Here is a 22,502-nt window from a genome sequence, read left to right on the forward strand (position 1 = left end):
ACCACAGTTACCACAATACTGCTGTATTTTATATATCTCTTCTTTTCAACCCCCAAACCCCCATTCTTGGGGGCTTTTTAGGTGTGCACTTTTAAAACTTAAATCGCTTAAAAACTGTGCACTTTTAAATTTTAACTGACAGATAATAATTTAGCTGTTGAAAGTCACCCGTGTTTATGCTAATTTTAGCGGGAAATTTTTCAAATTAATAGGGGAGTAATATATGGGAAAATGCGTGTATTTTTTCGGAGATAGGAAAGCTGAGGGAAATACTGGGATGAAGAATCTTTTGGGTGGAAAAGGAGCAAATCTGGCTGAGATGAGTAATCTTGGCATACCTGTTCCTCCCGGATTTACTATTTCTACGGAGATGTGCGATACTTATTATAAGAATAATCGCAATTATCCTTCGGAACTCGAGTCGCAGATGAAGGATGCAATGAGTAAGGTTGAGGGAATAATGGGCGCTAAATTTGGTAATTCTAAAAATCCTCTGCTTGTATCAGTGCGTTCAGGTGCGCGTGTTTCAATGCCGGGAATGATGGATACAATACTCAACCTTGGCCTTAATGACGCAACTATAGAGGGTCTTGTCGTCAGGTCAGGAAATGGTCGTTTTGCATGGGATGCATACAGACGCTTCGTCCAGATGTATGGAGACGTTGTTCTTGGAATGAAGCCCGAGAAGAAAGAGGATGAAGATCCATTTGAGGTAATAATTGAAGAGAAGAAGAAAGAGAAGAATGTTCATTTTGATACTGAGCTTGACGAAGACGACCTAAAGGATCTGGTAGCAAGGTTCAAAACAATGGTTAAAGAGAAGAAAGGCATGGATTTCCCCGATGATCCATGGAAGCAGCTATGGGGAGCCATAGATGCCGTTTTTGGCTCATGGAATACTGAAAGGGCAATAAAATACAGGAAAATAAATAATATTCCCGGGGACTGGGGCACAGCGGTTAATGTACAGGTAATGGTTTTCGGTAATATGGGTGATGATTCTGGAACAGGTGTTGCCTTTACAAGAGATCCCGCAACAGGGGAAAACAAGTTTTATGGAGAGTATCTAATAAATGCGCAAGGTGAAGACGTTGTTGCTGGTACCAGAACTCCACAGCCTGTAAACGAATCTACGAAAACGTCTTCAGCCCAAAAAACACTTCAAGAAGTGATGCCTGACGCATACAAGACGTTGGAGGGTATTTACAATAAGCTGGAATCTCACTATAAGGATATGCAGGATATTGAATTTACCATCCAGAAGGGTAAGTTATGGATGCTTCAGACAAGAACAGGAAAAAGAACAGCAATGGCAGCAATAAGGATTGCTGTTGAAATGGTTGCGGAGGGGTTGATTGATAAAAAAGCAGCAATTAGTAGGGTTGAGCCTGCACAATTGGATCAGCTTCTTCATCCAATGTTTGATCCTAAAGCAGAGAAAAAGATCATTGCAAAGGGACTACCAGCTTCTCCAGGAGCTGCTACTGGAAAGGTTGTTTTTCATGCCGATGATGCAGAAGCTCTAGAGGGAGAAAAAACAGTACTTGTTCGTATTGAGACATCTCCCGAAGATATTGGAGGAATGAACGCAGCACAGGGTATACTTACTGCCAGGGGAGGCATGACCTCTCATGCGGCAGTAGTTGCTCGGGGTATGGGAAAGTGTTGTGTGGCAGGTTGTGGTGCAATTAGGATAAATTATCAAAGGCAGGAGTTTTCTGTAGGTAACGCTACTGTTAAAAAAGGAGATTGGATTTCTCTTGATGGTTCAACAGGAGAGGTTATGCTTGGTCAGGTTCCAACAATTCAACCCGAGCTTTCAGAAGACTTTGAGACATTAATGAAATGGGTTGACGAGATTAGAAAACTTGGGGTAAGAACTAATGCTGATACTCCTCAAGATGCTGAAGTAGCACGAAGATTCGGTGCAGAAGGCATTGGTTTATGCAGGACCGAGCACATGTTCTTTGAAGGAGACAGGATTAAGGCTGTCCGGGAGATGATACTCGCAGATGATGTAAGCGGTAGGGAAAAGGCGCTTGCAAAGCTTCTTTCAATGCAGAGGGATGATTTTATAGGTATATTTAAGGCAATGAATGGTCTGCCGGTTACAATAAGATTACTCGACCCGCCTCTCCATGAGTTTCTGCCTCATGAAGAAGCAAATCAAAAAGAGATGGCTGAAGAGATGGGTGTGTCTGTGGAAAAGGTAAGGAGCAAGATTGCTTCACTTCACGAATTCAATCCAATGCTTGGGCATAGAGGTTGCCGTCTTGGTGTAACATATCCGGAGATAACCCGGATGCAGGCAAGAGCCATTTTTGAAGCTGCATGTATTCTTACTAAAGATAAATATAAAGTTATTCCTGAAGTGATGATTCCTCTCATAGGAACAACAGGTGAATTTAACAATCAGAAGGAAATTGTGGACGCAGTTGCAAAAGAGGTTATGGCGAAATACGGCGTAAACGTAAAGTATTTAGTAGGGACAATGATAGAGATTCCAAGAGCATGTATTGTTGCTGATAAGATTGCGCAGAAAGCGGAATTTTTCTCCTTTGGGACGAATGACCTGACACAGATGGCATTCGGCTATAGCCGCGATGACGCCGGTGCATTTCTTAGCGAATATGTGGAAAAGGGAATTCTCAAAGATGATCCGTTTCAGGTACTGGATCAGGAAGGAGTTGGACAGCTTGTTAGAATGGGTATTGAAAGAGGAAGAAACTCGAGAGCTGATTTAAAGATCGGCATATGTGGTGAACATGGCGGAGAACCAGAATCTGTGAAATTCTGCCATCGTGTAGGTATGAATTATGTTAGCTGCTCTCCATACAGAGTACCTATAGCGCGTCTTGCCGCAGCACATGCAGTATTAGAAGAGGAGAAAAGTTAGTATGCTCTGTCAGATTTGTAATGAACAGGAAGCAACAGTTCATTATACAGAGATTATTAGTAATAAAGTAGCGGAACTGCATCTGTGTGAGGATTGTGCCAGGCAGAAAGAGATAATAGATCAATCCGGAAATTTTTCCATGGCAGATTTGGTTAAAGGGTTTGCAGGTTTTGTAGGGACAAAAGACGGAGAGGAAAATCTAAAGTGTGATAATTGCGGTCTTATATTTTCGGATTTTAGAAAGACAGGGCGTTTTGGCTGCAGCAGATGTTATAAAGCGTTTCAAACTGAACTGGAACCGCTAATAAAGAGGATTCATGGAAGCACAAAACATGTTGGCAGTGTCGTGCCGCCTAAGCATGCTAAAGAAGTTCAGGCTTTATCAAAGATCGAAAAGTTGAAGATAAAAATGGAGGGGGCTATCCAGCAAGAAGCGTTTGAGAGGGCAGCAGAGATTAGAGATCAGATAAGAAAGCTGGAAAAAGGAATTAAGGAATGATGCCTATTACCAAGTTGGTTGGACAGATTGCCAGTTGGCTGCAAAAAGAAGGTCCTCTATCAGACATAGTTGTAAGCAGCCGAGTAAGACTTGCAAGGAATTATGATCTGATACCTTTTCCTCACCGCGCTAATAAGGAGCAGCTCAGAGAAGTAATATCAAAGACAGAGAAAGCTATAAAGAATAGTAAGTATTTAAAGAACACCTTAATTATAGATATGTCGGATTTAACAGATATAGATATCCAGTTTCTGGTGGAAAAGCACCTCATAAGTCAGGAGTTCGGAAAGCCAAAATCAGAGCAGATATTAGTAGTAAGTGATAGAGAGATAATTAGTATAATGGTTAATGAGGAAGATCATTTGAGGCTTCAATGCATACAGCCCGGTTTGCAACTGTTAGATAGCTGGAGATTGATTAATCAGGCAACATTAGAGCTTGAATCACAAGTGGAATTTGCCTTTTCTAAGACATGGGGATATCTAACATCGTGTCCTACTAATGTTGGGACGGGCATGCGAGCCTCGGTTTTGATTCATCTGCCTGCATTAGTAATTACCAAGCAAATAGGAAAGGTCCTGCAAGCGGTTGCTAAGCTGGGTATTGCAATTAGAGGGCTTTATGGAGAAGGGACTGAAGCATATGGAAATTTCTTTCAAATATCTAATCAGGTTACTCTGGGATATAGCGAGGAGGACATAATAAATAATATTGAATCTGTCGTAAAACAAGTTGTTGGTTATGAGGAGAATGCCAGGACACTAATGATAAAAGAAGATAAAAAAGTGATAGAAGATAAGATTTGGCGTGCGTATGGAACACTTTCAAATGTTAGAATCATTGATTTTCAGGAGACTTTAGACATGTTGTCTCTCCTGAGGTTAGGAATTGGATTGAAGATGATAGGCAAAATAGATAGAATATTAGTCAATAGAATGTTTATTATTACACAACCAGCGTATCTTCAGAAATTAGAAGGAAGAAAACTAGAGCCTTATGAGCGTGATATAGCAAGAGCAAACCTTATCAGGGAAAATTTAGAAAGAAGGGAAAAATAAAGATGTTTAATAGATTTACTGAAAGAGCAAAACGTGTGGTTATGATGGCAAAGGAAGAAGCTACTCGCATGAATCATCCACAGGTTGGAACAGAGCATATTTTACTTGGTCTTCTTAGAGTGGGTAGTGGAGTAGCTCTAGCAGTAATTGAAAAATTGGGTATAGATTCAAAAAAGATAAGAGTAGAAATAGAGAAAAAAGCACAAACAGGTTCTCCTATATTAATACTTGGAGAGATGCCTTTAAGTCCACAAGCTAAAAGAGTTCTAGAGTTTGCGATGGAAGAAGCATCCGCACTTGAACATAATTATGTTGGGACAGAACATATATTTCTGGGATTAATTCGTGAAAAAGAGGGAATTGCGGCTCAGGTTCTTGAACAAATGGGACTTAATTTAGAAAAGGTGAGAGCTGAAATAATGGGCCTTCTCGGCGGCGAGCCTTTAGGCACAACAGCCGCTCATGCAGGATCAGGGGGGGCTGAAGCAAAGACTAAGACACCAGCGCTTGATGCATTTGGCACTAATCTCACAAAACTTGCAATTGACGGAAAGCTTGATCCTGTTATAGGGAGAAAGGATGAAATAGAGAGAGTAATTCATGTATTAAGCAGGAGGAAAAAGAATAATCCTGTTCTTTTAGGAGATGCGGGAGTTGGTAAAACAGCCATTGTAGAAGGATTGGGCCAGCAAATAGTTGCTGGGAATGTTCCTGATTCCATTAAAGGGAGAAGGCTTATAACCCTTGATTTAGCTTCCATGGTTGCCGGGACAAAGTATCGCGGGCAATTTGAAGAAAGAATTAAAGCTGTTATGTCAGAGATAAAAAAATCAGATGATGTGATATTGTTTATTGATGAAATACATAATTTAGTAGGTGCAGGTGCTGCAGAAGGCGCAATAGATGCTTCCAGTATACTGAAGCCTGCGTTAGCCAGAGGCGATATTCAGTGTATTGGAGCAACAACTGTAGATGAATACAGAAAATACATTGAAAAGGATGCTGCTCTAGAAAGGCGTTTTCAAACGATTATGGTTGAAGCTCCGTCTGTAAAGGAAACGATAGAGATATTAAAGGGACTAAGAGATAAATATGAAGCGTATCATAGAGTAAGGATACTAGATGAAGCACTTGAGGCTGCAGCAAAACTGTCTGATCGTTATATAACTGATAGATTTTTGCCAGATAAGGCAATAGATGTCATAGATGAAGCTGGTGCAAAGGTTCGGCTATCAGTCACCACTGCGCCTTTGGATGTAAAAAAACTTGAAAAGCAGCTAGATGAAGTTAGAAAAGAAAAGGAATCAGCTGTCAAAACGCAGGATTTTGAAAAAGCAGCGCAATTAAGGGATCAAGAGAAAAAGCTGAAGGCTGAGCTCTCTAACCAGCAGAAAGACTGGAACCAGTCAAATAAAAAGGCGTCTGCTGTAGTAACTACTGAGGTGATTGCAGAGATTGTGTCCAAGTGGACAGGAGTACCGGTTCAGAGACTTCAGGAAGCAGAGGCTAAAAAGCTTCTCAAGATGGAAGAGGCTCTGCATAAGCGTATTATCGGACAGGATGAACCAATAGAATCAATCAGCAGAGCAATAAGACGTTCACGATCAGGACTAAAAGATCCAAAAAGACCTGTTGGCTCATTTATTTTTCTGGGACCTACAGGAGTAGGAAAAACTGAGCTTGCAAAGACACTGGCGGAGTTTTTATTTGGTGATAGAGATGCTCTTATACGTCTTGATATGTCAGAGTACATGGAGAAATTTGCTGTATCAAGACTTATTGGGGCCCCTCCAGGATATGTGGGCTATGAAGAAGGCGGACAGCTTACTGAAAAGGTAAGAAGGAGGCCATACTCTGTGGTTCTTCTTGATGAGATAGAAAAGGCGCATCCTGATGTTTTTAATATACTCTTGCAGGTATTTGATGATGGCAGGTTGACAGACAGTTTGAACCATACTGTGGATTTTAGAAATACAGTATTAATTATGACATCAAACATTGGCACGCGCGATATAAAGCGCGGATCTTTAGGATTTCGCTCTTCAGATGAGAAACTGACGTATGAGAAAACTAAGTCCAAGCTTATGAGTGAAGTTAAACAGGTGTTCAGACCGGAGTTTCTTAATAGGTTAGACGAAGTAATAGTGTTTCATGAACTCACTAAAGATGAATTAAAAAAGATAGTGGATTTGATGTTAAGCGATGTATATTCACGCCTCGAATCAGATAGAATAAAATTACATATTGCTTCTCAGGTGAAAGATTTTCTTATTGAAAAAGGCTATGATCCTGTTTATGGAGCAAGGCCTCTCCAAAGAGCTATACAGCGTTATATTGAAGACCCTCTCTCTGAAGAAATGTTAAGAAATAAAATTTCCAAAGGCTCTATAATAGAGGTTGTTCAAAAGGGAGACAAATTAGATTTTAATATAAAAAAACGAGAAGCTGCTAAAAACACAAGGAACAAAGGATAATGGCAAAAAAACGTTACGCAAGTATTTTACTCTTTCTCTTTATTTTCTTTTTCACACTCTGCGTCTCTGAGGTAGGTGCTGAGCAGGCTTCTAAGGATGTAAAAAAAGTGACCAAAGTAAGTGTGAAAGGGAATAGCAGAATAAGCACTTCCACTATTCTGAGCAGAATAGAAACCAAGGAAGGAATGCCGTTTTTGCAGGGAGTAGTGAGCGCGGATATTGAAAGGCTGTATGAGCTTGGACATTTTCAGGATATAACTGTAGATGCTTCTGAGTTTCTTGGAGGGCTGAACATTACTTTTACTGTTCAGGAGAGACCTGCTATTGAGAAAATTGTGGTATTGGGCAATAAAAAATTAAAGCTAAAAAAGATAAAAAGCATTATGTCTATTGTCATTGGAGATACATATAATGAGAAGCGTCTAAAGGGGAATGAGGAATCCATATATGAACTGTACAAAAACGATGGATATTATGCAGCTGTTATTAGTCATACTGTCGAGGAGAAGGAGCCCGGCAAAGTTGTTGTCAATATCAACATAAAAGAGGGGAAGAAAGTAAGGATAAAAAAGATTGTTTTTGATGGAAATAGCCATTTCAGTAACTGGAAGCTAAAGAGACAAATAGTAACGAAAAAGTCCAGATTAAAATGGTTTCCAAAGGGATATTATGATCCTGATAAATTAAAAGAAGACATAAAGCGACTCAAACTTTATTACGATAAAGCCGGGTATATAAAAGCTGAGATAAAAGAAGCAGACATAACCTTTAATGAGGCAAAAACTAAGATGCATATAAGAATTCCTATTAGTGAAAATTATAGGTATTTCACAAACAAAATCATTATAGCTGGCAATAAGAGTTTCCCTCCTCAGGAGATTATCAATATATTGGATATGAAAAAAGGCGATGCTTTTAGTGAATACGGAGTTTCTAAGGATATTTATAATATACGAATGTTTTACGGAGAGAGAGGCTATATAGATGCTTATGTGAATCCAGAAACACAGATTAACGATAAGGATAGAACAGTTGATGCAGTGTATAATATATATGAAGGGAATATTAACTATGTTCGTCATATTATTATCAAAGGGAATCTGGAAACAAAGGACAAGGTTATTCGCAGAGAAGTAAGAATAAAGCCAGGAGAAAAGTTTGATACAAAAAAGGTTAAGCGAAGCAGGGAAAGGTTAATGAATCTAGGTTATTTCTCAATGGTAAATTTTTCTGATGAGAAAGCAGAAGAAACAAATTTAAGGGACTTGATTTGTGATGTAGAAGAAAAAAAGACAGGCAGTTTCTCCTTTGGCGGTGGATACAGCACAGTGGAGAATGCAATAGGATTTATAGAGCTTAGACAGAATAATTTCGATATCAAGAACTTTCCGAGTTTTTCAGGCGGGGGCCAGTATGCCAGTATCCGGGCTGATATAAGCGCAAGGCGGCAGAATTTTGTCCTGAGCTTTACAGAGCCGTGGTTTATGGATAAGCCTCTTTCCGCAGGGTTTGATCTATATAATAAAACCTATTATCAAGAAGAATGGGCAGAAACTAAAACCGGCGGGGATATAAGAGTTGGACGTTCCATTACAGAATATACGCGAGGCTCCCTTACATATAAATGCGAGAATGTAGATGTAGGCGACTTAACAGATGATGCTCCTGATGTAGTAGCGGATGATGAAGGATCAGCAACTATCAGCAGTATAACAGCTAGGATAAAAAATGATCATAGAGATAACATTTTTGATCCGACTAAAGGTTATCTAAATGTAGTGTCTGTAGAGTGTGCTGGCGGTCCTTTTCTTGGAGATAAGGATTTTTATAAAGTAACTGGCAGCACAAGCTGGTATTTCCCGGCAACAAATAAATCTGTGTTTAATGTTCGTTTCAGAGCGGGACTGGTTGATGATTATGGAAGCACAGAACAGGTTCCAGTTTATGAACGATTTTATATAGGAGGACCAAGCACAGTTCGAGGATATGATTACAGCAGTATAGGGCCTAAAGACGAAGATGTTAATGTTGGTGGAAATTCGATGTTAGTTGGTAATCTGGAGTACTCATATCTTTTGGTAGATACAACAGATACCCCGACCAAAAGCCCTATGAAGATCAGAGGTTTGGTGTTCTATGATGCTGGAAATGCATGGAAAAACGCAGGCGGTTTCTCAAGTTCTGTGAAAACAAGCATAGGGACAGGGATAAGAATACTTATACCTATACCTGTTACATTATTTTATGGATATGGGATAGACAGGCATAAAGGTAGATTTGACATTTCCATATCGTATAGTTTCTAGGAGAAGTGTAAATGAAACACGTTAAATATTTGCTAGTTTTTATATTTTCTTTCTTCTTCCTATCTTCAACCTGTTATGCAGCAGATGAGCTAAAGATAGGTTATGTAAATTTCTCTGTGCTGTTTGAGGGTTATTATAAGACCAAGAAAGCAGAGGCGGAATTGAAGGAGGAAGCGGATAAGAAAGAAGAAAAGATAAAAGAAATTCGAGAGGAGATTAATAATATTCAGAAGAAGCTGGGATCAGGCGTGTTAAAGCAAGAGGAAAAAGATAAACAGAAAGGAGTTCTCGAACAAAAGGCTCTTCAATTGAATAGAGTTATTAGAGAAAGCAAAAGAGAATTGGAGGTTAAGAGAGAAAAAGCCATTAGGGGAATTATAAAGGACATAGAGGCTGTGATCAGAGAATATTCAGAAAAAAGTGGATATACTCTGGTAATGGGGAATCGCGATCTACTATATGTAGATAAAAAATTGGACATTACTAAACATATAGAAGATTTATTGAAGAAAAAAGAAATAAAGGAAAGCAGAAAATAACAAAAGGGAAAATTATGCAATTACAGACAACAATAAGCAATAAAGTGAGTTGTGCAGGTATTGGCTTGCATACAGGAAACAAAACAACCATTTGTTTTAAACCTGCAGATGAAAACACAGGTATAAAATTCATAAGAAAGGATTTACCAGAGAGTCCAGTAGTTAAAGCAGACATTAGTGGAGTTGTTGATACAGCCAGAGGGACTTCTCTGGGTAAAAGCGATATAAAAGTGCATACTGTAGAGCACGTACTGGCGGCAGCAGCAGGTTTAGGGATTGATAATATGTTGGTTGAACTCAGCAGCAATGAGCCTCCTGTACTTGACGGAAGCGCTTTGCCATTTGTGGAGGCGCTGGAAGGGGCAAAGCTTGTGCAGCAAAAAGCGGCTAAGAAGTTTTTTGAAGTAAAAGAGCCTGTTTGGGTTTCAGAAAATGGTTCTTCTTTGGTTGCTTTGCCGTCAAAAGATTTTCGAATTTCATTTACTATTGACTATAACCATCCTGTACTTAATTCTCAATTCGCCTCAGTTATAATTACCCCGAAATCTTTTAAGGAAGAAATAGCCTCTGCAAGAACATTCTGTTTTCTGGAAGAGGTGGAGATGTTGCAAAAGGAAGGGCTCATAAAAGGTGGTAGTTTAGAGAATGCCGTTGTTATAGGAGACGAAGCTCTTCTTAACGATAAATTGAGATTTGAAAACGAGTTTGTTATGCATAAGATACTTGATTTAATAGGCGATCTGTATTTACTGGGACAACCACTAAAAGCACATGTTATTGCAATAAAAAGCGGTCATTCTCTAAATATAGAGCTGGTTAAAAGACTTAAGAAAATGAGAGGGCTGGTGGATGACGATGATACGGAGACTAAAACTAGTTTAAACATAGATGAGATAAAAAAGATACTTCCGCATAGATATCCATTTTTACTTATTGACAGGATAACAAAGATTGAAGGAGATGAAAAGATAGTAGGGATTAAGAATGTTACTGCAAACGAAAGTTTTTTTCAGGGACACTTTCCAGACTATCCAATAATGCCCGGCGTACTAATTGTTGAGGCAATGGCGCAGGTAGGCGGGATTCTGTTATTGAGAAAAAAAGAGAATAGAGGAAAGACGCCATTTTTTGCTAAAATGGATAATGTCAAATTAAGACGGCCTGTCAGACCAGGAGATCAACTTGTTATAGAAGTTGAGGTAATTAAGGCAAAAAGCAGAGTTGGAAGGATAATGGCAAAGGCTTCTGTTAATAGGGAAATAGTATGCGAAGCGGAATTAACGTCAATTATACAATAAGTGATATTAGAAAATGACAATCCATAATACAGCAGTCATTTCTCCAAACGCTAAGATTTCTAAAGGTGTAAAAATCGGACCATGGAGCGTTATAGGAGATAATGTCAAAATAGGAAAAAACACAGAAATTGGGTCTAATGTTGTAATAGACGGCTGGACAAGCATAGGAGAAAACAATAAGATATCTCCTGGGGCGGTTATTGGAACAGCTCCACAGGATGTAAAATACGAGGATGCCCGTACGTACGTTAAAATAGGTAACGGGAACATTATAAGAGAATATGTTACAATTAATAGAGCAACAGAGCCAGAGACAGAAACACTGGTAGGGAATAACAATTTTCTTATGGCATATACACATATCGCACATAATTGTAAAGTGGGTAATAATGTTATAATAGTTAATTATACAGCATTATCAGGACATACTGTGTTAGAGGATAGATGTGTGCTGTCCGGTATGGTAGGGATTCATCAGGGAGCAAGGGTTGGTAGGCTGGCCATTGTAGGGGGATTGTCCAAGGTAGTTAAGGATATTCCTCCGTTTGCAAGGGCAGATGGCCATCCTATAAGGATATATGGACTGAATACTATAGGATTAACCAGAAACAACATCCCTGCTCCAGTTATAGAAAAACTTAAAAAGGCTTATAAAATTTTATTTAGATCCGGCATGAATACCAGTCAGGCTATCGGTAAAATTGAGGAAGAGATTCCTTTAATAGACGAGATACAATATCTTATAAATTTTATTAGAACATCTGACAGAGGTATATGTAAATGAAAGACGTAATAACTAGTTCCAGGATTGGCTTGATCTCTGGAAAAGGAAAGTTCCCCATTATTTTAGCGCAAGAAGCTAAGAGAAGGGGCATGAAAGTAGTTGCTGTTGCATTAAAAGAGGGGACTAATGCTGAGTTGGAAAACTATGTAGATAAAATATATTGGCTCAGTATTGGAGAGATGGAAAAAGGTTTAGATATTCTAGTCAAAGAAGAGTTAAAGGAAGTTTTTATGGTAGGCAAGATAGAGAAGAGCCTACTGTTTAAAAATATTCCAAGAGATAGTGTGATATCTAATCTTATTAAATTTACAACTGATAGATTAGACAATACACTACTAAAGGCAATAGCAAATAAACTGGCTGAATTAGATATAAAGTTGCTGGATTCCACTATACTTATTAGGCCTCTCCTACCTCAAAGAGGCATACTTACAGAAAGAAAGCCTACACAAGCAGAAATGGATGATATTAATTTTGGGCAGAAAATAGCCAAATCGATCGCAGCGCTCTATATAGGACAAACAGTTATTGTAAAGGATAAGGCTATCCTAGCAGTAGAGGCAATAGAGGGCACGGACCAAACAATTAAACGAGCTGGCATGTATTGCAAAAAGGGCATAGTTATGGTTAAAGTCAGCTGGCCTGACCAGGATATGCGTCTTGATGTTCCTACGATTGGTACTGATACAATCAAACTTTTAAAAGAAGCCAATGCGTCTGCAATAGCTATAGAAGCGCAGAAAACTATCATTCTGGATATAGAAGAATCTGTTAATATAGCCAACCGCGCTGGAATCTGCATGGTCGCGTTCTAATGCGTTAAAGCATAAGCAATAATATTTGTAGCAAGTTTTATACTGTCCGGATATTTTATCCCAAGCCTGATAGGATAGGACACAACGTTCTGCCATCCCCACGCCAAATCGTATTTACTATAAACTAACACAAGGTTCCCTCCTATACTGATTCCTTCAAGAGATGGCGAATCTGATGCATTAATCAGGCGAACATGATCCGTGTATTTAACTGATTTAATGTCATGTATGGTGCTATAAATAGGATGAGTTGTGGAAATCTGTGTTAATTTTTTATCAGGGAATATATTTTTAATATAATGCCTGAAGGATGTGTCAAATGCTTTCATACCTGTTCTATTATCAACAAGGAGAAAACCTCCTCTGGTTAAATATTTTCTGAGATTACTACATTCCTGATCTGAAAGAACAAATTCTCCATGACCAGTCATATATAAAAAAGGATATGTAAATAAATTGGAATTTGTTAACGTTACTTCTTTCGGATGCAGAGATACTTCACACGATGTACTATTGGCAAGTTCTCTAAGCAGATTGGAGAGACGGGATAGAGAAGGATCCCAATATCCACTGTGTTTGATTTGAGCAATAAAAAATTCGGACGATTCTTTTTCTTTAGGAGATTTATAGAGGCGCTGAACACTTAGATATTCCCCAACAGGATAGAAGCTTAAGATATAAGCAATGATATTGTCCCCCATTTTTAGAGCGTCTGGAACAGAAGATCTTTTTCCATAATTATGAGTGTGGCCAGACCATCCACAGCTAAGATCATATATGGATAGAAATAATGCTGTGCGTGAGCCAATATCAATTCCATAGAAAACGGGTTCTGAATAAGAATATTTTTCATCAATCTTCATATGCACGCTCTTTATAGTATGAAGCGTCCTGTAAACAGGGTGATCAAGCGGTAATTTATATAGAGGACTATCAGGAAACATTTCTCCAATCAACTTAATAAAGGATTGCCTAATTTCATTCCTTCCGCAGCAGCAGTCGTAAATTAATGTGCCTCCGCTTTCCAGATACCTCCGAAGAGATACAACTTCTTTTTTATCAAACGAAAATGAGAGATGTCCGGTAATATAGAGAATTGGACAATCCTTTGGACTGATTACAGGGTTTTTTTGAACATAGGAGGAGAGAGAGAACCGTGAAGTTTTATACTGAATGTTAAGTGTTTTTTTTATATGTTCTAACAGCCCATAATCATCGCTCCAGTCGCTGAGCCATTGCTTATTTACGCCATACTCAATTTTTACAAGAAGCACAGGCGGAGAAGGTGGGCGTTTTTTTTCTGTTCTACGTAAAGGAGCAACAGGTAAAGGTAGGGGAGGAAAGGATTCTCCTCCTGCGCGTCTATGAGCCTTTGCTTTAGGAGGAGGTCCACATACATCAAGAACTTTTTCTTCCTGCGCTAATGAATAAGAAAAACAAAATACTAAGAGAATATTAAAAATTATGAATTGAGATTTCTTTATCATATTAAACCTCTTTTATGTATTATACACAAAATCTTAGCAAATAAAACTTCCTATTGTCTTATGCTTTTGATACAATCACTGTTATTGACAGCATAAGGAAATGTATGATTTTGTTGCAGGTTTTTGTTCTGCTTCTTGCAGTGGTAATACATGAGTTTGCTCATGGCTGGATGGCTTATAAATGCGGAGATTCCACTGCTCGAGACATGGGAAGACTTACGCTTAATCCTATTCCTCATATTGATCTTAATATGACTATAATAATGCCTATTTTAATATATATGATGTCAGGAGGAAGAGCTATATTTGGAGGGGCAAAACCAGTTCCTATTAATCCTAATAATTTTAGGAATCCTAAAAGAGATATGATTCTCGTTTCTCTTGCCGGATGCGCTTCAAATTTTGTAGCAGCAATTTTATTTGCACTTCTTATAAGATTAGGGATTGCGGGAATACTGCCTGCTTTCACACTGCTGTGTGTGTATGGTGTGCTAATAAACATTCTTTTAGGGGTTTTTAATCTTATTCCAATACCTCCATTAGATGGTTCAAAGATATTAATGTCAATCCTGCCATATAAGCAAATGATGGCTTACTTGAAATTTGAGCGATTTGGATTTATTTTGATAATATTCTTTTTATTCTTGGGGGGGTTTGGTTTTTTCTTCAAATATATTATTTTACCGTTAGTTTCTTTTATGACTGATGGTCTGATTTATAGGATATTATAGATATGTCTAACAAGACTAGAAAGAGAATTTTAACAGGGGATAGACCAACGGGACGGCTGCATATTGGACACTTATTAGGTGCCCTGCAAGATCGTGTAGCGCTTCAGGATGAATATGATACATTTGTAATAATTGCTGACGTACAGGCGTTAACTGACAATTTTAAAGATCCCCAAAAAGTGCGAAGCAATATTTTTGAAGTTGCAATTGATAACCTTGCTGTTGGTATGGATCCAAATAAGTCAACCATTTTCGTTCAATCTCTAATTCCTGAAATAGCAGAACTAACTGTTTTTTATTCTAATCTGGTTACAATCGCTAGGTTGGAGAGAAATCCTACTGTTAAAGAGGAGATTAAACAGAAAAAGAATTTATTTGGAGACAATGTAACATTTGGGTTCTTAGGATATCCAATTAGTCAGGCGGCAGACATTACTGCGTTTCAGGCTGATTTGGTACCGGTAGGCGACGACCAATTGCCTCAAATTGAGTTGACGAGAGAAATTGTTAGAAAATTCAACCAAATTTATGGGCAAACACTAAAGGAGCCGGAACCTAGAATAGGGCGGTTTCCCAGGGTTAAAGGATTAGATGGGAATAAAATGAGCAAGAGCTTGAATAATGCTATATATCTAGCTGATTCTCCGGAAATAATTGAAAGGAAAATTCTCTCAGCAATAACTGATACACAGAAAATTCGTCTTAAGGATAAAGGGCATCCGGATATCTGTACAGTATATCATTATCATGAAATGTTTAGTGCTGAAAAATTAGAGATAATTAGAAAAGAATGTAAAAAGGGAGATAGAGGTTGTGTCCAATGCAAAAAACAATTAGCTCAAGATATAATTAAGAGGTTGTCTCCCATCCGAGAAAAAAGATTATACTATCAAGAGAGAAGAAAACTAGTTGGAGAAATTTTGTATGAGGGAACTAAAAAAGCGAGGCAAGTTGCGCAAGCTACTATGTCAGAGGTTAGGAAAGCAATGAAACTATACAGTGGAGTATTTTAGATGGATATTAATAAATTGAGAAAAATAATAGATGAAGTGGATGAGGGGATTTTAAACCTGTTGAATCAAAGAGCAAAAACAGCAGTAGCTATTGGTAAGGAAAAGCAGAAAAAGCGATTAAAAACACACGATAAGCTTCGTGAAGAGAAGATTCTCGAAAAACTTGTTTTGAGAAATGAAGGCCCCTTATCAAAAAAAATGATTATTGCTGTATATCGTGAAATACTATCTGTATGTCGCAGTTTGCAGTCCTCTATTAAAGTAGCGTATTTGGGGCCAAAAGCTTCTAATGCCTATCTTGCTGCAAGGAAGAGATTTGGAGCATCTGTTGATTTTGTCCCTGTTAGTACTATTTTTGATGTTTTTGGAGAAGTTGAAAAAGACAAGGCGCATTTTGGTCTTGTTCCTGTTGAAAACTCCACAGAGGGAATGGTTTCCTATACATTAGACATGTTTTTCAGCTCTGAACTTAAGATATCTGGAGAAGTGAGTTTGCCTATTACTCATAATTTATTAGCAAAAGGTTCCAAAAAGGAAATTAAACGTGTGTATTCTCATCCACAGGCTCTAGCGCAGTGTAGAACATGGGTAAAGAATAATCTATCCTCTGTTCAATTCATAGAAATATCCAGCACTGCAGAGGCCGCAAAGCTGGCATCTCAGTCAAAACAGAATGGAGCAATAGCTAATGAACTTGCTGCTGAAGTGTACGATTTAAACATACTGGAGCAGCATATTGAAGATTTAGAAACTAATTTAACGCGTTTTCTGGTTATTAGTAAGGATCTTAGTGAAAAATGCAAGCATATGAAGACCTCTATCATGTTCTTTGTAAAAGATGAACCAGGATCACTTTATAATATACTCGAAATTTTCAAAAGACGTAATATTAATTTAACAAAGATTGAATCACGACCGTCTAAACAGAAAGCATGGGAGTATATCTTCTTTATTGACTGCGAAGGGTACTGGAAGGATAAAGAGATAGAACTTGCACTAAAAGAATTAGAAAAAAAGTGTATTTCTTTGAAAGTGCTGGGTTCATATCCTGTTGACACTACTGTGTAAATCTGCTAAAAGCGAATACTTCTATAAGGGGAAACACACATGTATGAAGTAAGAACATACCAACAATTAGTAAAAGAGGATGACTTAGTAATAACTAAAGTAATTGCTAAGGAAACAGAACTCTTTATTAAAGCATGTGTGGATTTAGAGGAAGAAGCTTTAAATTCTCTATTAAAGTATCGCAGATACATAGAGGATTATATAAATCAGAATCCTTTATTTGAGACAACATTGTCCTCATATTCTCCGAATGATGATGCTCCTGAGATAGTAAAAGAAATGGCTATACAGGCAAGCAAGGTTAATGTTGGACCTATGGCGTCAGTTGCCGGCGCAATTGCAGAATATGTTGGAAAGGATCTTATTGAATTCAGTGACGAACTTATCATAGAAAATGGCGGCGATATATATATGAATAGCAAAAAAACGAGAAATATTTGTATTTTTGCTGGAGAGTCCATTTTCAGTGAAGATATAAAAATTAAAATAGAATCTCAACACATGCCGATAGGTGTCTGCACATCAAGTGGCTCAGTAGGACATTCTATAAGTTTTGGAACCGCAGATGCAGTTACTGTTTTATCTAAGTCAGCTGTCTTCGCAGATGCAGCAGCTACATCTATAGCAAATATGGTAGAAACAGAGGAAGATGTGGAAAGCATCTTGAATTTTTCAAAAAAAATCCACAATCTTAACGGAGTAATTATCATAAAAAATGATACTCTAGGCGCATGGGGAGATTTTTGTATTGAAAGGAGGGGAGGAATAAAGTGCCAAAAGTCAGGGTGCGAAAAGATGAACCAATTGATAAAGCACTGAGGCGGCTAAAAAGAAAGATGGACAAGGAGGGTATAATAAGACAGATAAGACAGCTTGAACATTTCGAAAAACCGTCTCAAAAGAAGCGAAGAAAAATGCTCAAGGCCAAGAAAGACGCTTACAATAAAAACAAGAACAAGGATCAGTAATGGGGCTGTTTTTTCTTATTATTACCATAGCATTGATTTTCTTGATATGGGAGATTGCGTCAGTTGCTCTTTCAATGACAGGACTGGCGAATGACAAGGCTCGCTTTCAGGCTCTTTCTGCCTTAACAGGAACTGGTTTTACAACAAGAGATTCAGAGCTTATAGTTAGTCATCGTCAGAGACGGGCGATTGTAATGGGCTTAATGATTCTTGGGAATATTGGCATTATACTGGTTCTTTCAAATATTATTGTTTCCAAGACTACGGTGTATTTATTTGTAAAACTGGGTATTCTTTCTGCATTGTTATTCTTTTTATATAAGATTGCCTCTCATAAAGGATTAATGCGTAAGTTAAAGGGGAAGATAGAAGAGAGATTACTTAAGAGTTCTGTGTTTGAGAAAAGAGCAATAGAAGAAATCCTTAATTTAGCTCAAGGATATGGCGTTGTGGAACTGAATCTGAAAGAAAATTTTCCTTATGTTGGGCATACACTTGCAGAGTCACCCTTAAGAGAAAAGGATATATTAGTCTTAGCAATAAAGAGAGACCATGCAACTATTCCTGCGCCAAAAGGCCAGAGAAAAATGCAGATAGATGATACATTGATTTGTTATGGTAAATTGGCTAGTATGAAAGGATTAATTAGCCAGCAAAAGTCAAAAAGAGAGGCGAAAGTTGGATAAACTGGATTTGATAAAAGATTTGTCAATTACTAATAATACAAAGATGGTTATGTTAGTTCTTGATGGACTTGGAGGGATGGCTTTAGAGGCAGGAGGGAAGACAGAGTTGGAAACAGCAAATACTCCTAATCTTGATTTACTTGCTGAATCAGCTGCTTTGGGAATGACTGATCCTATAATGACTGGGATAACCCCTGGAAGCGGGCCTGCGCATCTTGGGCTTTTTGGATATGATCCGATCAAATATTCAATAGGCAGAGGAGCTCTTGCAGGTGCAGGGATAGGATTTAATATGCAGGAAAATGACTTGGCAGCTAGAATTAACTTTGCCACATATGATAATAATGGATTGATAACAGATCGCAGAGCTGGCCGTATTACAACAGATGAAAGCTCCAAGTTATGTGAACTGCTGGATAAAATAGAAATCAGCAATGTTAAGGTATTTGTAAAGCCGGTAAAAGAACATCGTGCAGTAGTAATATTCAGAGGACCTGGTTTATCAGATAAACTTTCAGATTCTGATCCTCAGAAAACAGGTGTGCAGTCTAAAGAGGTAGTTGCGTTAGATGAGAGTACCAAAACTACTGCTATTTTGGTGAACAAATTTATTCATAAAACGCAAAATATTTTGGCTGATAAACATCCGGCAAATACAATATTATTAAGAGGTTTTGCAAGGAAACCCGAATTGCCGCAGATGAAGGATGTATATAAGTTAAATGCCGCTGCCATTGCAGGTTATCCTATGTATAAAGGGCTGGCTCAGTTTGTTGGTATGGAGATACTTCAGACAGGAGGCAATATCCGTGAGGAATTTGAGACTTTAAGAACTAATTTTAGCAGGTTTGATTTCTTCTTCATTCATATAAAGGCAACTGATAGTTTCGGAGAGGACGGTAATTTTGATAAAAAGGTTAAGGTTATTGAAGAGGTTGACAGAAATTTAGCGCTTATTACTGATCTTAAGCCTGATGTTCTGGTTATAACAGGCGATCATTCTACACCCGCTTTTCTAAAATCACACAGCTGGCACCCTGTTCCTTTTTTGCTGCATTCAAAATATTGCAGACCCGATGACGTGGGGCATTTTGGAGAAACAAGTTGTTTAAAAGGAGCATTAGGCAGATTTCCAGCGCTTGACATAATGCCTTTAATGATGGCTAACTCGTTAAGATTAACAAAATACGGAGCATAGAATTATATGAAGATTTTAATTACAGGAATTACCGGCTTTGTAGGCAGTCATCTCGCTGATTATACATTAGCAAAGAGGAACGTTGAAGTATATGGAACTATAAGATGGCGCAGTAAAACAGAGAACATTGAGCATATAAAGGACAAACTTCATTTAGTTCAGTGTAATCTTAATGATGCATCTTCTGTGAATGATTTGATTGTAGACATAAGGCCGGATAAAATATTTCACCTGGCTGCGCAAAGCTTTGTGCCCACTTCGTGGAACAGCCCTACAGAAACCCTGACATCAAATATTATTGGAGAATTAAACATATTTGAAGCTATTAGAAGAGCCAAAATTAATCCTTGGATGCAGATTGCAGGTTCATCGGAAGAATATGGGATGGTTTACTCGAATGAAACTCCCATAAAAGAAACAAATCCTTTGAGACCGCTGAGTCCTTATGGTGTGAGTAAAGTCGGTCAGGACCTTTTAGCATATCAGTATTACATGAGCTATAAACTGAATGTTGTAAGGACCAGGGCATTCAATCATACCGGACCAAGGCGTGGAGATGTTTTTGTTTGTTCGGAATTTGCAAAACGAATAGCAGAAATAGAAAAAGGGAAAAAAGAACCTGTGATCCTTGTTGGAAATCTTGATGCTCAACGTGACTTTACAGATGTCAGGGATATAGTAAAAGCCTACTGGTTGGGATTGGATAAGTGCAAGCCCGGTGAAGTTTATAATATCTGTACAGGCAAGGCATATAAAATTAGCGAGGTCATGGATATACTAATTAGTTTATCAAAGATAAAAATAGAGATAAAAAAGGATCCTGCAAAGATGAGGCCTTCAGATGTTCCATATCTTGGTGGTGACAGCACTAAGTTTAGAGAAGCAACTGGATGGAAGCCAGAGATTCCTTTTGAGAGAACATTAAAAGACCTATTGAATTACTGGCGAGAGAAGGTTTGATTATTTTATAGATTCTTCATGCTTCTTTTGCTTTTTTAAGACAAGCGACATATTGTAAAGAGCTTCTTTTAGATTGGGATTAATTTCTAATGACTTTTTAAAGTATTTTTCAGCATTGTGTAACCTGTTGTTATAATATTCTATAAGACCGAGATTGCAGTAGGCTTTTTCATGAGCAGGATTAATTTCAATGCATTTTTTATAGTAATTCTCTGCATTAGAATATTTCCCTTCTGAAAGGAATACACAACCAAGACTATAGTATCCTAATGCATTGTATGGATTATCTATAATAGTTTTTGACCATAATGTTTTGTCATCTTTCCAATCATAATTTCGTTCAAAGGTTCTCATGCCATAAATTATACACAGCAAAGAACATATAAATAAAACAAGATATTTCGTTCTGCTTTTTAATAAAAAAGGTTTTATTGCAGAAACTAGAATCAGACAGAATCCAAAAGATGCCAGAAATAAGTATCTCTCTGCAACAACATTTACAAGGGGATTGACAACAGGTATAAGTGCTGCAAAAATCCAGATCACTCCCATAGTTAAAGGTTTGTTATTTTTATTGTGAAATGTTGCAATTAGAATAATCCCAGTTATGATGAATGTTGCTATATCAAGTATACTAAAATTGCTAGATAAAGGATGTTCTGTGGAGAGACTTAATGGAATAATTAAAAGCCGCAGATATTCCTTTAACATAAGGCTCATTATGTTAAAGGACATTGTTGAGGAGTAGTCAATCTTTGATATAAAACTAGTTCCCGGCGCATGCAGAATAAAAATCCTTGCCACTAAAAAGAGAGAGGATATTAATACATAAGACAGAGCCTTATATTTTAAATTATTTTTTTCATATAATTTGCTGTAAACAATAAAGACAAGTGGCATAATAATAACACTCTCTTTTGAAGAAAGAGCAAGCATGAAAAATAAACAAGAGAGGAGAATGTATCCTTTGTTTTTTGCTTTTATATAAAACAAAAATGACAATAAAACAAAAATAAATGCTAAGATGTCTCCTCTAAAACAAATTGCATTTACAACCTCTGTATTAATTGGATGCAATGAGAATAACAGTGCAGTCATAAGTGCAGATTTCCAGCATGAGAAAAGCAAGAAAGCTATTTTATAAGCGAGTATTACTGCCAGCATGTAGAGTATTAAATTTGTCAAATGGTAACCGGACGCATTGTTAGCCCAAATATAATAATCAATGAAATAGCTAGTTGTAGTAACAGGTCTAAAGCTTTCTCGTCCTGAATGCACCCATGCTTCTTGTCCTGAATAGGTAAAGTAATCTTTAGAAAAAACATGTTTTAAGTTATGAATATCTTTAATAAAAGTATTTTTGACTATTAGTTGAGTATCATCCCAAACAAACTCATTTTTAAAGGTATTCGAATATACCATGAATGTGAGCAGCATTAGACAAATAATATGAAAAGTTTTGGTTTGCAAAAAAGATTTAAAGGCAGTAATGTTCATATCTATCCCACAATGTCATTAATTTTATATCAGCAATAATGCGCTTTTACAATATGAATAAATACATATCAAAATAATTTTGATTCACTACTGTCCCAACGTTTAAATTTTGTTTTAATGTAACCAATGTAGTATCAATATGTTAGAAGCAAAAAAGGTTTTTATTGATTTGAAATTTACATCATACTGTGGCCATTCTTCTGTCAAAGAACAGAAAGGAGTGGT

19 protein-coding genes are annotated in these 22,502 nt (G+C 37.5%); 17 read left to right on the plus strand and 2 right to left on the minus strand.

Annotated features, from left to right (window positions below; all coding sequences use genetic code 11):
• Nucleotides 1-223: 223 nt before the first annotated feature.
• Genes ppdK through lpxI form a run of 9 tightly spaced genes read left to right on the plus strand, consistent with a single transcriptional unit; the run spans nucleotide 224 to nucleotide 12,669 of the window.
• Entirely contained in the window at nucleotides 224-2,896 is a 2,673-nt protein-coding gene (ppdK, locus tag Q7J67_08170; protein ID MDO9465255.1) for a pyruvate, phosphate dikinase, read from the plus strand.
• Nucleotide 2,897: 1 nt separating this feature from the next.
• Complete coding sequence (locus Q7J67_08175; protein ID MDO9465256.1) at nucleotides 2,898-3,395, plus strand: UvrB/UvrC motif-containing protein; 498 nt, start codon at nucleotides 2,898-2,900, stop codon at nucleotides 3,393-3,395.
• Nucleotides 3,392-4,453, plus strand: a complete 1,062-nt coding sequence (locus Q7J67_08180) for a protein arginine kinase (protein MDO9465257.1) — start codon at nucleotides 3,392-3,394, stop codon at nucleotides 4,451-4,453. Before Q7J67_08175 ends, Q7J67_08180 begins: the two co-directional genes overlap by 4 nt.
• 2 nt (nucleotides 4,454-4,455) lie before the next feature.
• Nucleotides 4,456-6,927 (plus strand): ATP-dependent Clp protease ATP-binding subunit, encoded by a 2,472-nt coding sequence (locus Q7J67_08185; protein ID MDO9465258.1) that lies wholly within the window; start codon nucleotides 4,456-4,458, stop codon nucleotides 6,925-6,927.
• Entirely contained in the window at nucleotides 6,927-9,233 is a 2,307-nt protein-coding gene (bamA, locus tag Q7J67_08190) for an outer membrane protein assembly factor BamA (protein ID MDO9465259.1), read from the plus strand. The genes Q7J67_08185 and bamA overlap by 1 nt, the downstream gene beginning before the upstream one ends.
• A gap of 11 nt (nucleotides 9,234-9,244) precedes the next feature.
• Complete coding sequence (locus Q7J67_08195) at nucleotides 9,245-9,772, plus strand: OmpH family outer membrane protein (GenBank protein ID MDO9465260.1); 528 nt, start codon at nucleotides 9,245-9,247, stop codon at nucleotides 9,770-9,772.
• Between the two features lie 11 nt (nucleotides 9,773-9,783).
• Nucleotides 9,784-11,070: a bifunctional UDP-3-O-[3-hydroxymyristoyl] N-acetylglucosamine deacetylase/3-hydroxyacyl-ACP dehydratase gene (locus Q7J67_08200; GenBank protein MDO9465261.1), complete on the plus strand. Its 1,287-nt coding sequence runs from the start codon at nucleotides 9,784-9,786 to the stop codon at nucleotides 11,068-11,070.
• A gap of 13 nt (nucleotides 11,071-11,083) precedes the next feature.
• Complete coding sequence (gene lpxA / locus Q7J67_08205; protein ID MDO9465262.1) at nucleotides 11,084-11,854, plus strand: acyl-ACP--UDP-N-acetylglucosamine O-acyltransferase; 771 nt, start codon at nucleotides 11,084-11,086, stop codon at nucleotides 11,852-11,854.
• Nucleotides 11,851-12,669 carry a UDP-2,3-diacylglucosamine diphosphatase LpxI gene (gene lpxI, locus Q7J67_08210; GenBank protein ID MDO9465263.1) on the plus strand — a complete coding sequence of 273 codons (819 nt, stop codon included), beginning with the start codon at nucleotides 11,851-11,853 and terminating at the stop codon, nucleotides 12,667-12,669. The genes lpxA and lpxI overlap by 4 nt, the downstream gene beginning before the upstream one ends.
• Here lpxI and Q7J67_08215 read toward each other — a convergent pair.
• A complete protein-coding gene (locus Q7J67_08215; GenBank protein MDO9465264.1) occupies nucleotides 12,666-14,156 on the minus strand; it encodes a DUF4159 domain-containing protein in 1,491 nt (496 codons plus the stop codon). The two genes, lpxI and Q7J67_08215, sit on opposite strands and share 4 nt — an antisense overlap.
• A 104-nt stretch (nucleotides 14,157-14,260) precedes the next feature.
• Between Q7J67_08215 and Q7J67_08220 the strand changes: the two genes are divergently transcribed.
• The 8 genes from Q7J67_08220 to Q7J67_08255 are packed head-to-tail and all read left to right on the plus strand — an operon-like array spanning nucleotide 14,261 to nucleotide 20,780.
• Nucleotides 14,261-14,887: a site-2 protease family protein gene (locus Q7J67_08220; protein MDO9465265.1), complete on the plus strand. Its 627-nt coding sequence runs from the start codon at nucleotides 14,261-14,263 to the stop codon at nucleotides 14,885-14,887.
• A gap of 2 nt (nucleotides 14,888-14,889) precedes the next feature.
• Nucleotides 14,890-15,900, plus strand: a complete 1,011-nt coding sequence (gene trpS / locus Q7J67_08225; protein MDO9465266.1) for a tryptophan--tRNA ligase — start codon at nucleotides 14,890-14,892, stop codon at nucleotides 15,898-15,900.
• Nucleotides 15,901-16,968, plus strand: a complete 1,068-nt coding sequence (pheA, locus tag Q7J67_08230) for a prephenate dehydratase (protein ID MDO9465267.1) — start codon at nucleotides 15,901-15,903, stop codon at nucleotides 16,966-16,968.
• 39 nt (nucleotides 16,969-17,007) lie between these two features.
• On the plus strand, nucleotides 17,008-17,787 hold the full coding sequence (locus Q7J67_08235) for a UPF0280 family protein (protein MDO9465268.1): 780 nt from the start codon (nucleotides 17,008-17,010) through the stop codon (nucleotides 17,785-17,787).
• Nucleotides 17,739-17,936: a 30S ribosomal protein S21 gene (gene rpsU, locus Q7J67_08240; protein MDO9465269.1), complete on the plus strand. Its 198-nt coding sequence runs from the start codon at nucleotides 17,739-17,741 to the stop codon at nucleotides 17,934-17,936. The genes Q7J67_08235 and rpsU overlap by 49 nt, the downstream gene beginning before the upstream one ends.
• Nucleotides 17,936-18,622 carry a TrkA C-terminal domain-containing protein gene (locus Q7J67_08245; GenBank protein MDO9465270.1) on the plus strand — a complete coding sequence of 229 codons (687 nt, stop codon included), beginning with the start codon at nucleotides 17,936-17,938 and terminating at the stop codon, nucleotides 18,620-18,622. The genes rpsU and Q7J67_08245 overlap by 1 nt, the downstream gene beginning before the upstream one ends.
• The gene (locus Q7J67_08250; GenBank protein MDO9465271.1) at nucleotides 18,615-19,820 is read left to right on the plus strand and encodes a 2,3-bisphosphoglycerate-independent phosphoglycerate mutase; all 1,206 of its coding nucleotides are present in this window, start codon (nucleotides 18,615-18,617) and stop codon (nucleotides 19,818-19,820) included. Before Q7J67_08245 ends, Q7J67_08250 begins: the two co-directional genes overlap by 8 nt.
• A gap of 6 nt (nucleotides 19,821-19,826) precedes the next feature.
• Nucleotides 19,827-20,780, plus strand: a complete 954-nt coding sequence (locus tag Q7J67_08255) for a GDP-mannose 4,6-dehydratase (protein MDO9465272.1) — start codon at nucleotides 19,827-19,829, stop codon at nucleotides 20,778-20,780.
• On the opposite strand, the gene Q7J67_08260 is transcribed toward Q7J67_08255, so the two are convergent.
• The gene (locus Q7J67_08260; protein MDO9465273.1) at nucleotides 20,781-22,217 is read right to left on the minus strand and encodes a tetratricopeptide repeat protein; all 1,437 of its coding nucleotides are present in this window, start codon (nucleotides 22,215-22,217) and stop codon (nucleotides 20,781-20,783) included. It lies immediately after the preceding gene.
• Nucleotides 22,218-22,502: the final 285 nt, after the last annotated feature.

The sequence above is a fragment of the bacterium genome, assembly GCA_030652805.1.
GTDB lineage: Bacteria > JAHJDO01 > JAHJDO01 > JAHJDO01 > JAHJDO01 > JAHJDO01.

Coding starts and splice junctions, on each gene's coding strand:
- ppdK (MDO9465255.1), top strand. CDS start 224: ATGGGAAAATGCGTGTATTTTTTCGGAGATAGGAAAGCTGAGGGAAAT.
- Q7J67_08175 (MDO9465256.1), top strand. CDS start 2,898: ATGCTCTGTCAGATTTGTAATGAACAGGAAGCAACAGTTCATTATACA.
- Q7J67_08180 (MDO9465257.1), top strand. CDS start 3,392: ATGATGCCTATTACCAAGTTGGTTGGACAGATTGCCAGTTGGCTGCAA.
- Q7J67_08185 (MDO9465258.1), top strand. CDS start 4,456: ATGTTTAATAGATTTACTGAAAGAGCAAAACGTGTGGTTATGATGGCA.
- bamA (MDO9465259.1), top strand. CDS start 6,927: ATGGCAAAAAAACGTTACGCAAGTATTTTACTCTTTCTCTTTATTTTC.
- Q7J67_08195 (MDO9465260.1), top strand. CDS start 9,245: ATGAAACACGTTAAATATTTGCTAGTTTTTATATTTTCTTTCTTCTTC.
- lpxA (MDO9465262.1), top strand. CDS start 11,084: ATGACAATCCATAATACAGCAGTCATTTCTCCAAACGCTAAGATTTCT.
- lpxI (MDO9465263.1), top strand. CDS start 11,851: ATGAAAGACGTAATAACTAGTTCCAGGATTGGCTTGATCTCTGGAAAA.
- Q7J67_08215 (MDO9465264.1), bottom strand. CDS start 14,156: ATGATAAAGAAATCTCAATTCATAATTTTTAATATTCTCTTAGTATTT.
- Q7J67_08220 (MDO9465265.1), top strand. CDS start 14,261: ATGATTTTGTTGCAGGTTTTTGTTCTGCTTCTTGCAGTGGTAATACAT.
- trpS (MDO9465266.1), top strand. CDS start 14,890: ATGTCTAACAAGACTAGAAAGAGAATTTTAACAGGGGATAGACCAACG.
- pheA (MDO9465267.1), top strand. CDS start 15,901: ATGGATATTAATAAATTGAGAAAAATAATAGATGAAGTGGATGAGGGG.
- Q7J67_08235 (MDO9465268.1), top strand. CDS start 17,008: ATGTATGAAGTAAGAACATACCAACAATTAGTAAAAGAGGATGACTTA.
- Q7J67_08245 (MDO9465270.1), top strand. CDS start 17,936: ATGGGGCTGTTTTTTCTTATTATTACCATAGCATTGATTTTCTTGATA.
- Q7J67_08255 (MDO9465272.1), top strand. CDS start 19,827: ATGAAGATTTTAATTACAGGAATTACCGGCTTTGTAGGCAGTCATCTC.
- Q7J67_08260 (MDO9465273.1), bottom strand. CDS start 22,217: ATGCTGCTCACATTCATGGTATATTCGAATACCTTTAAAAATGAGTTT.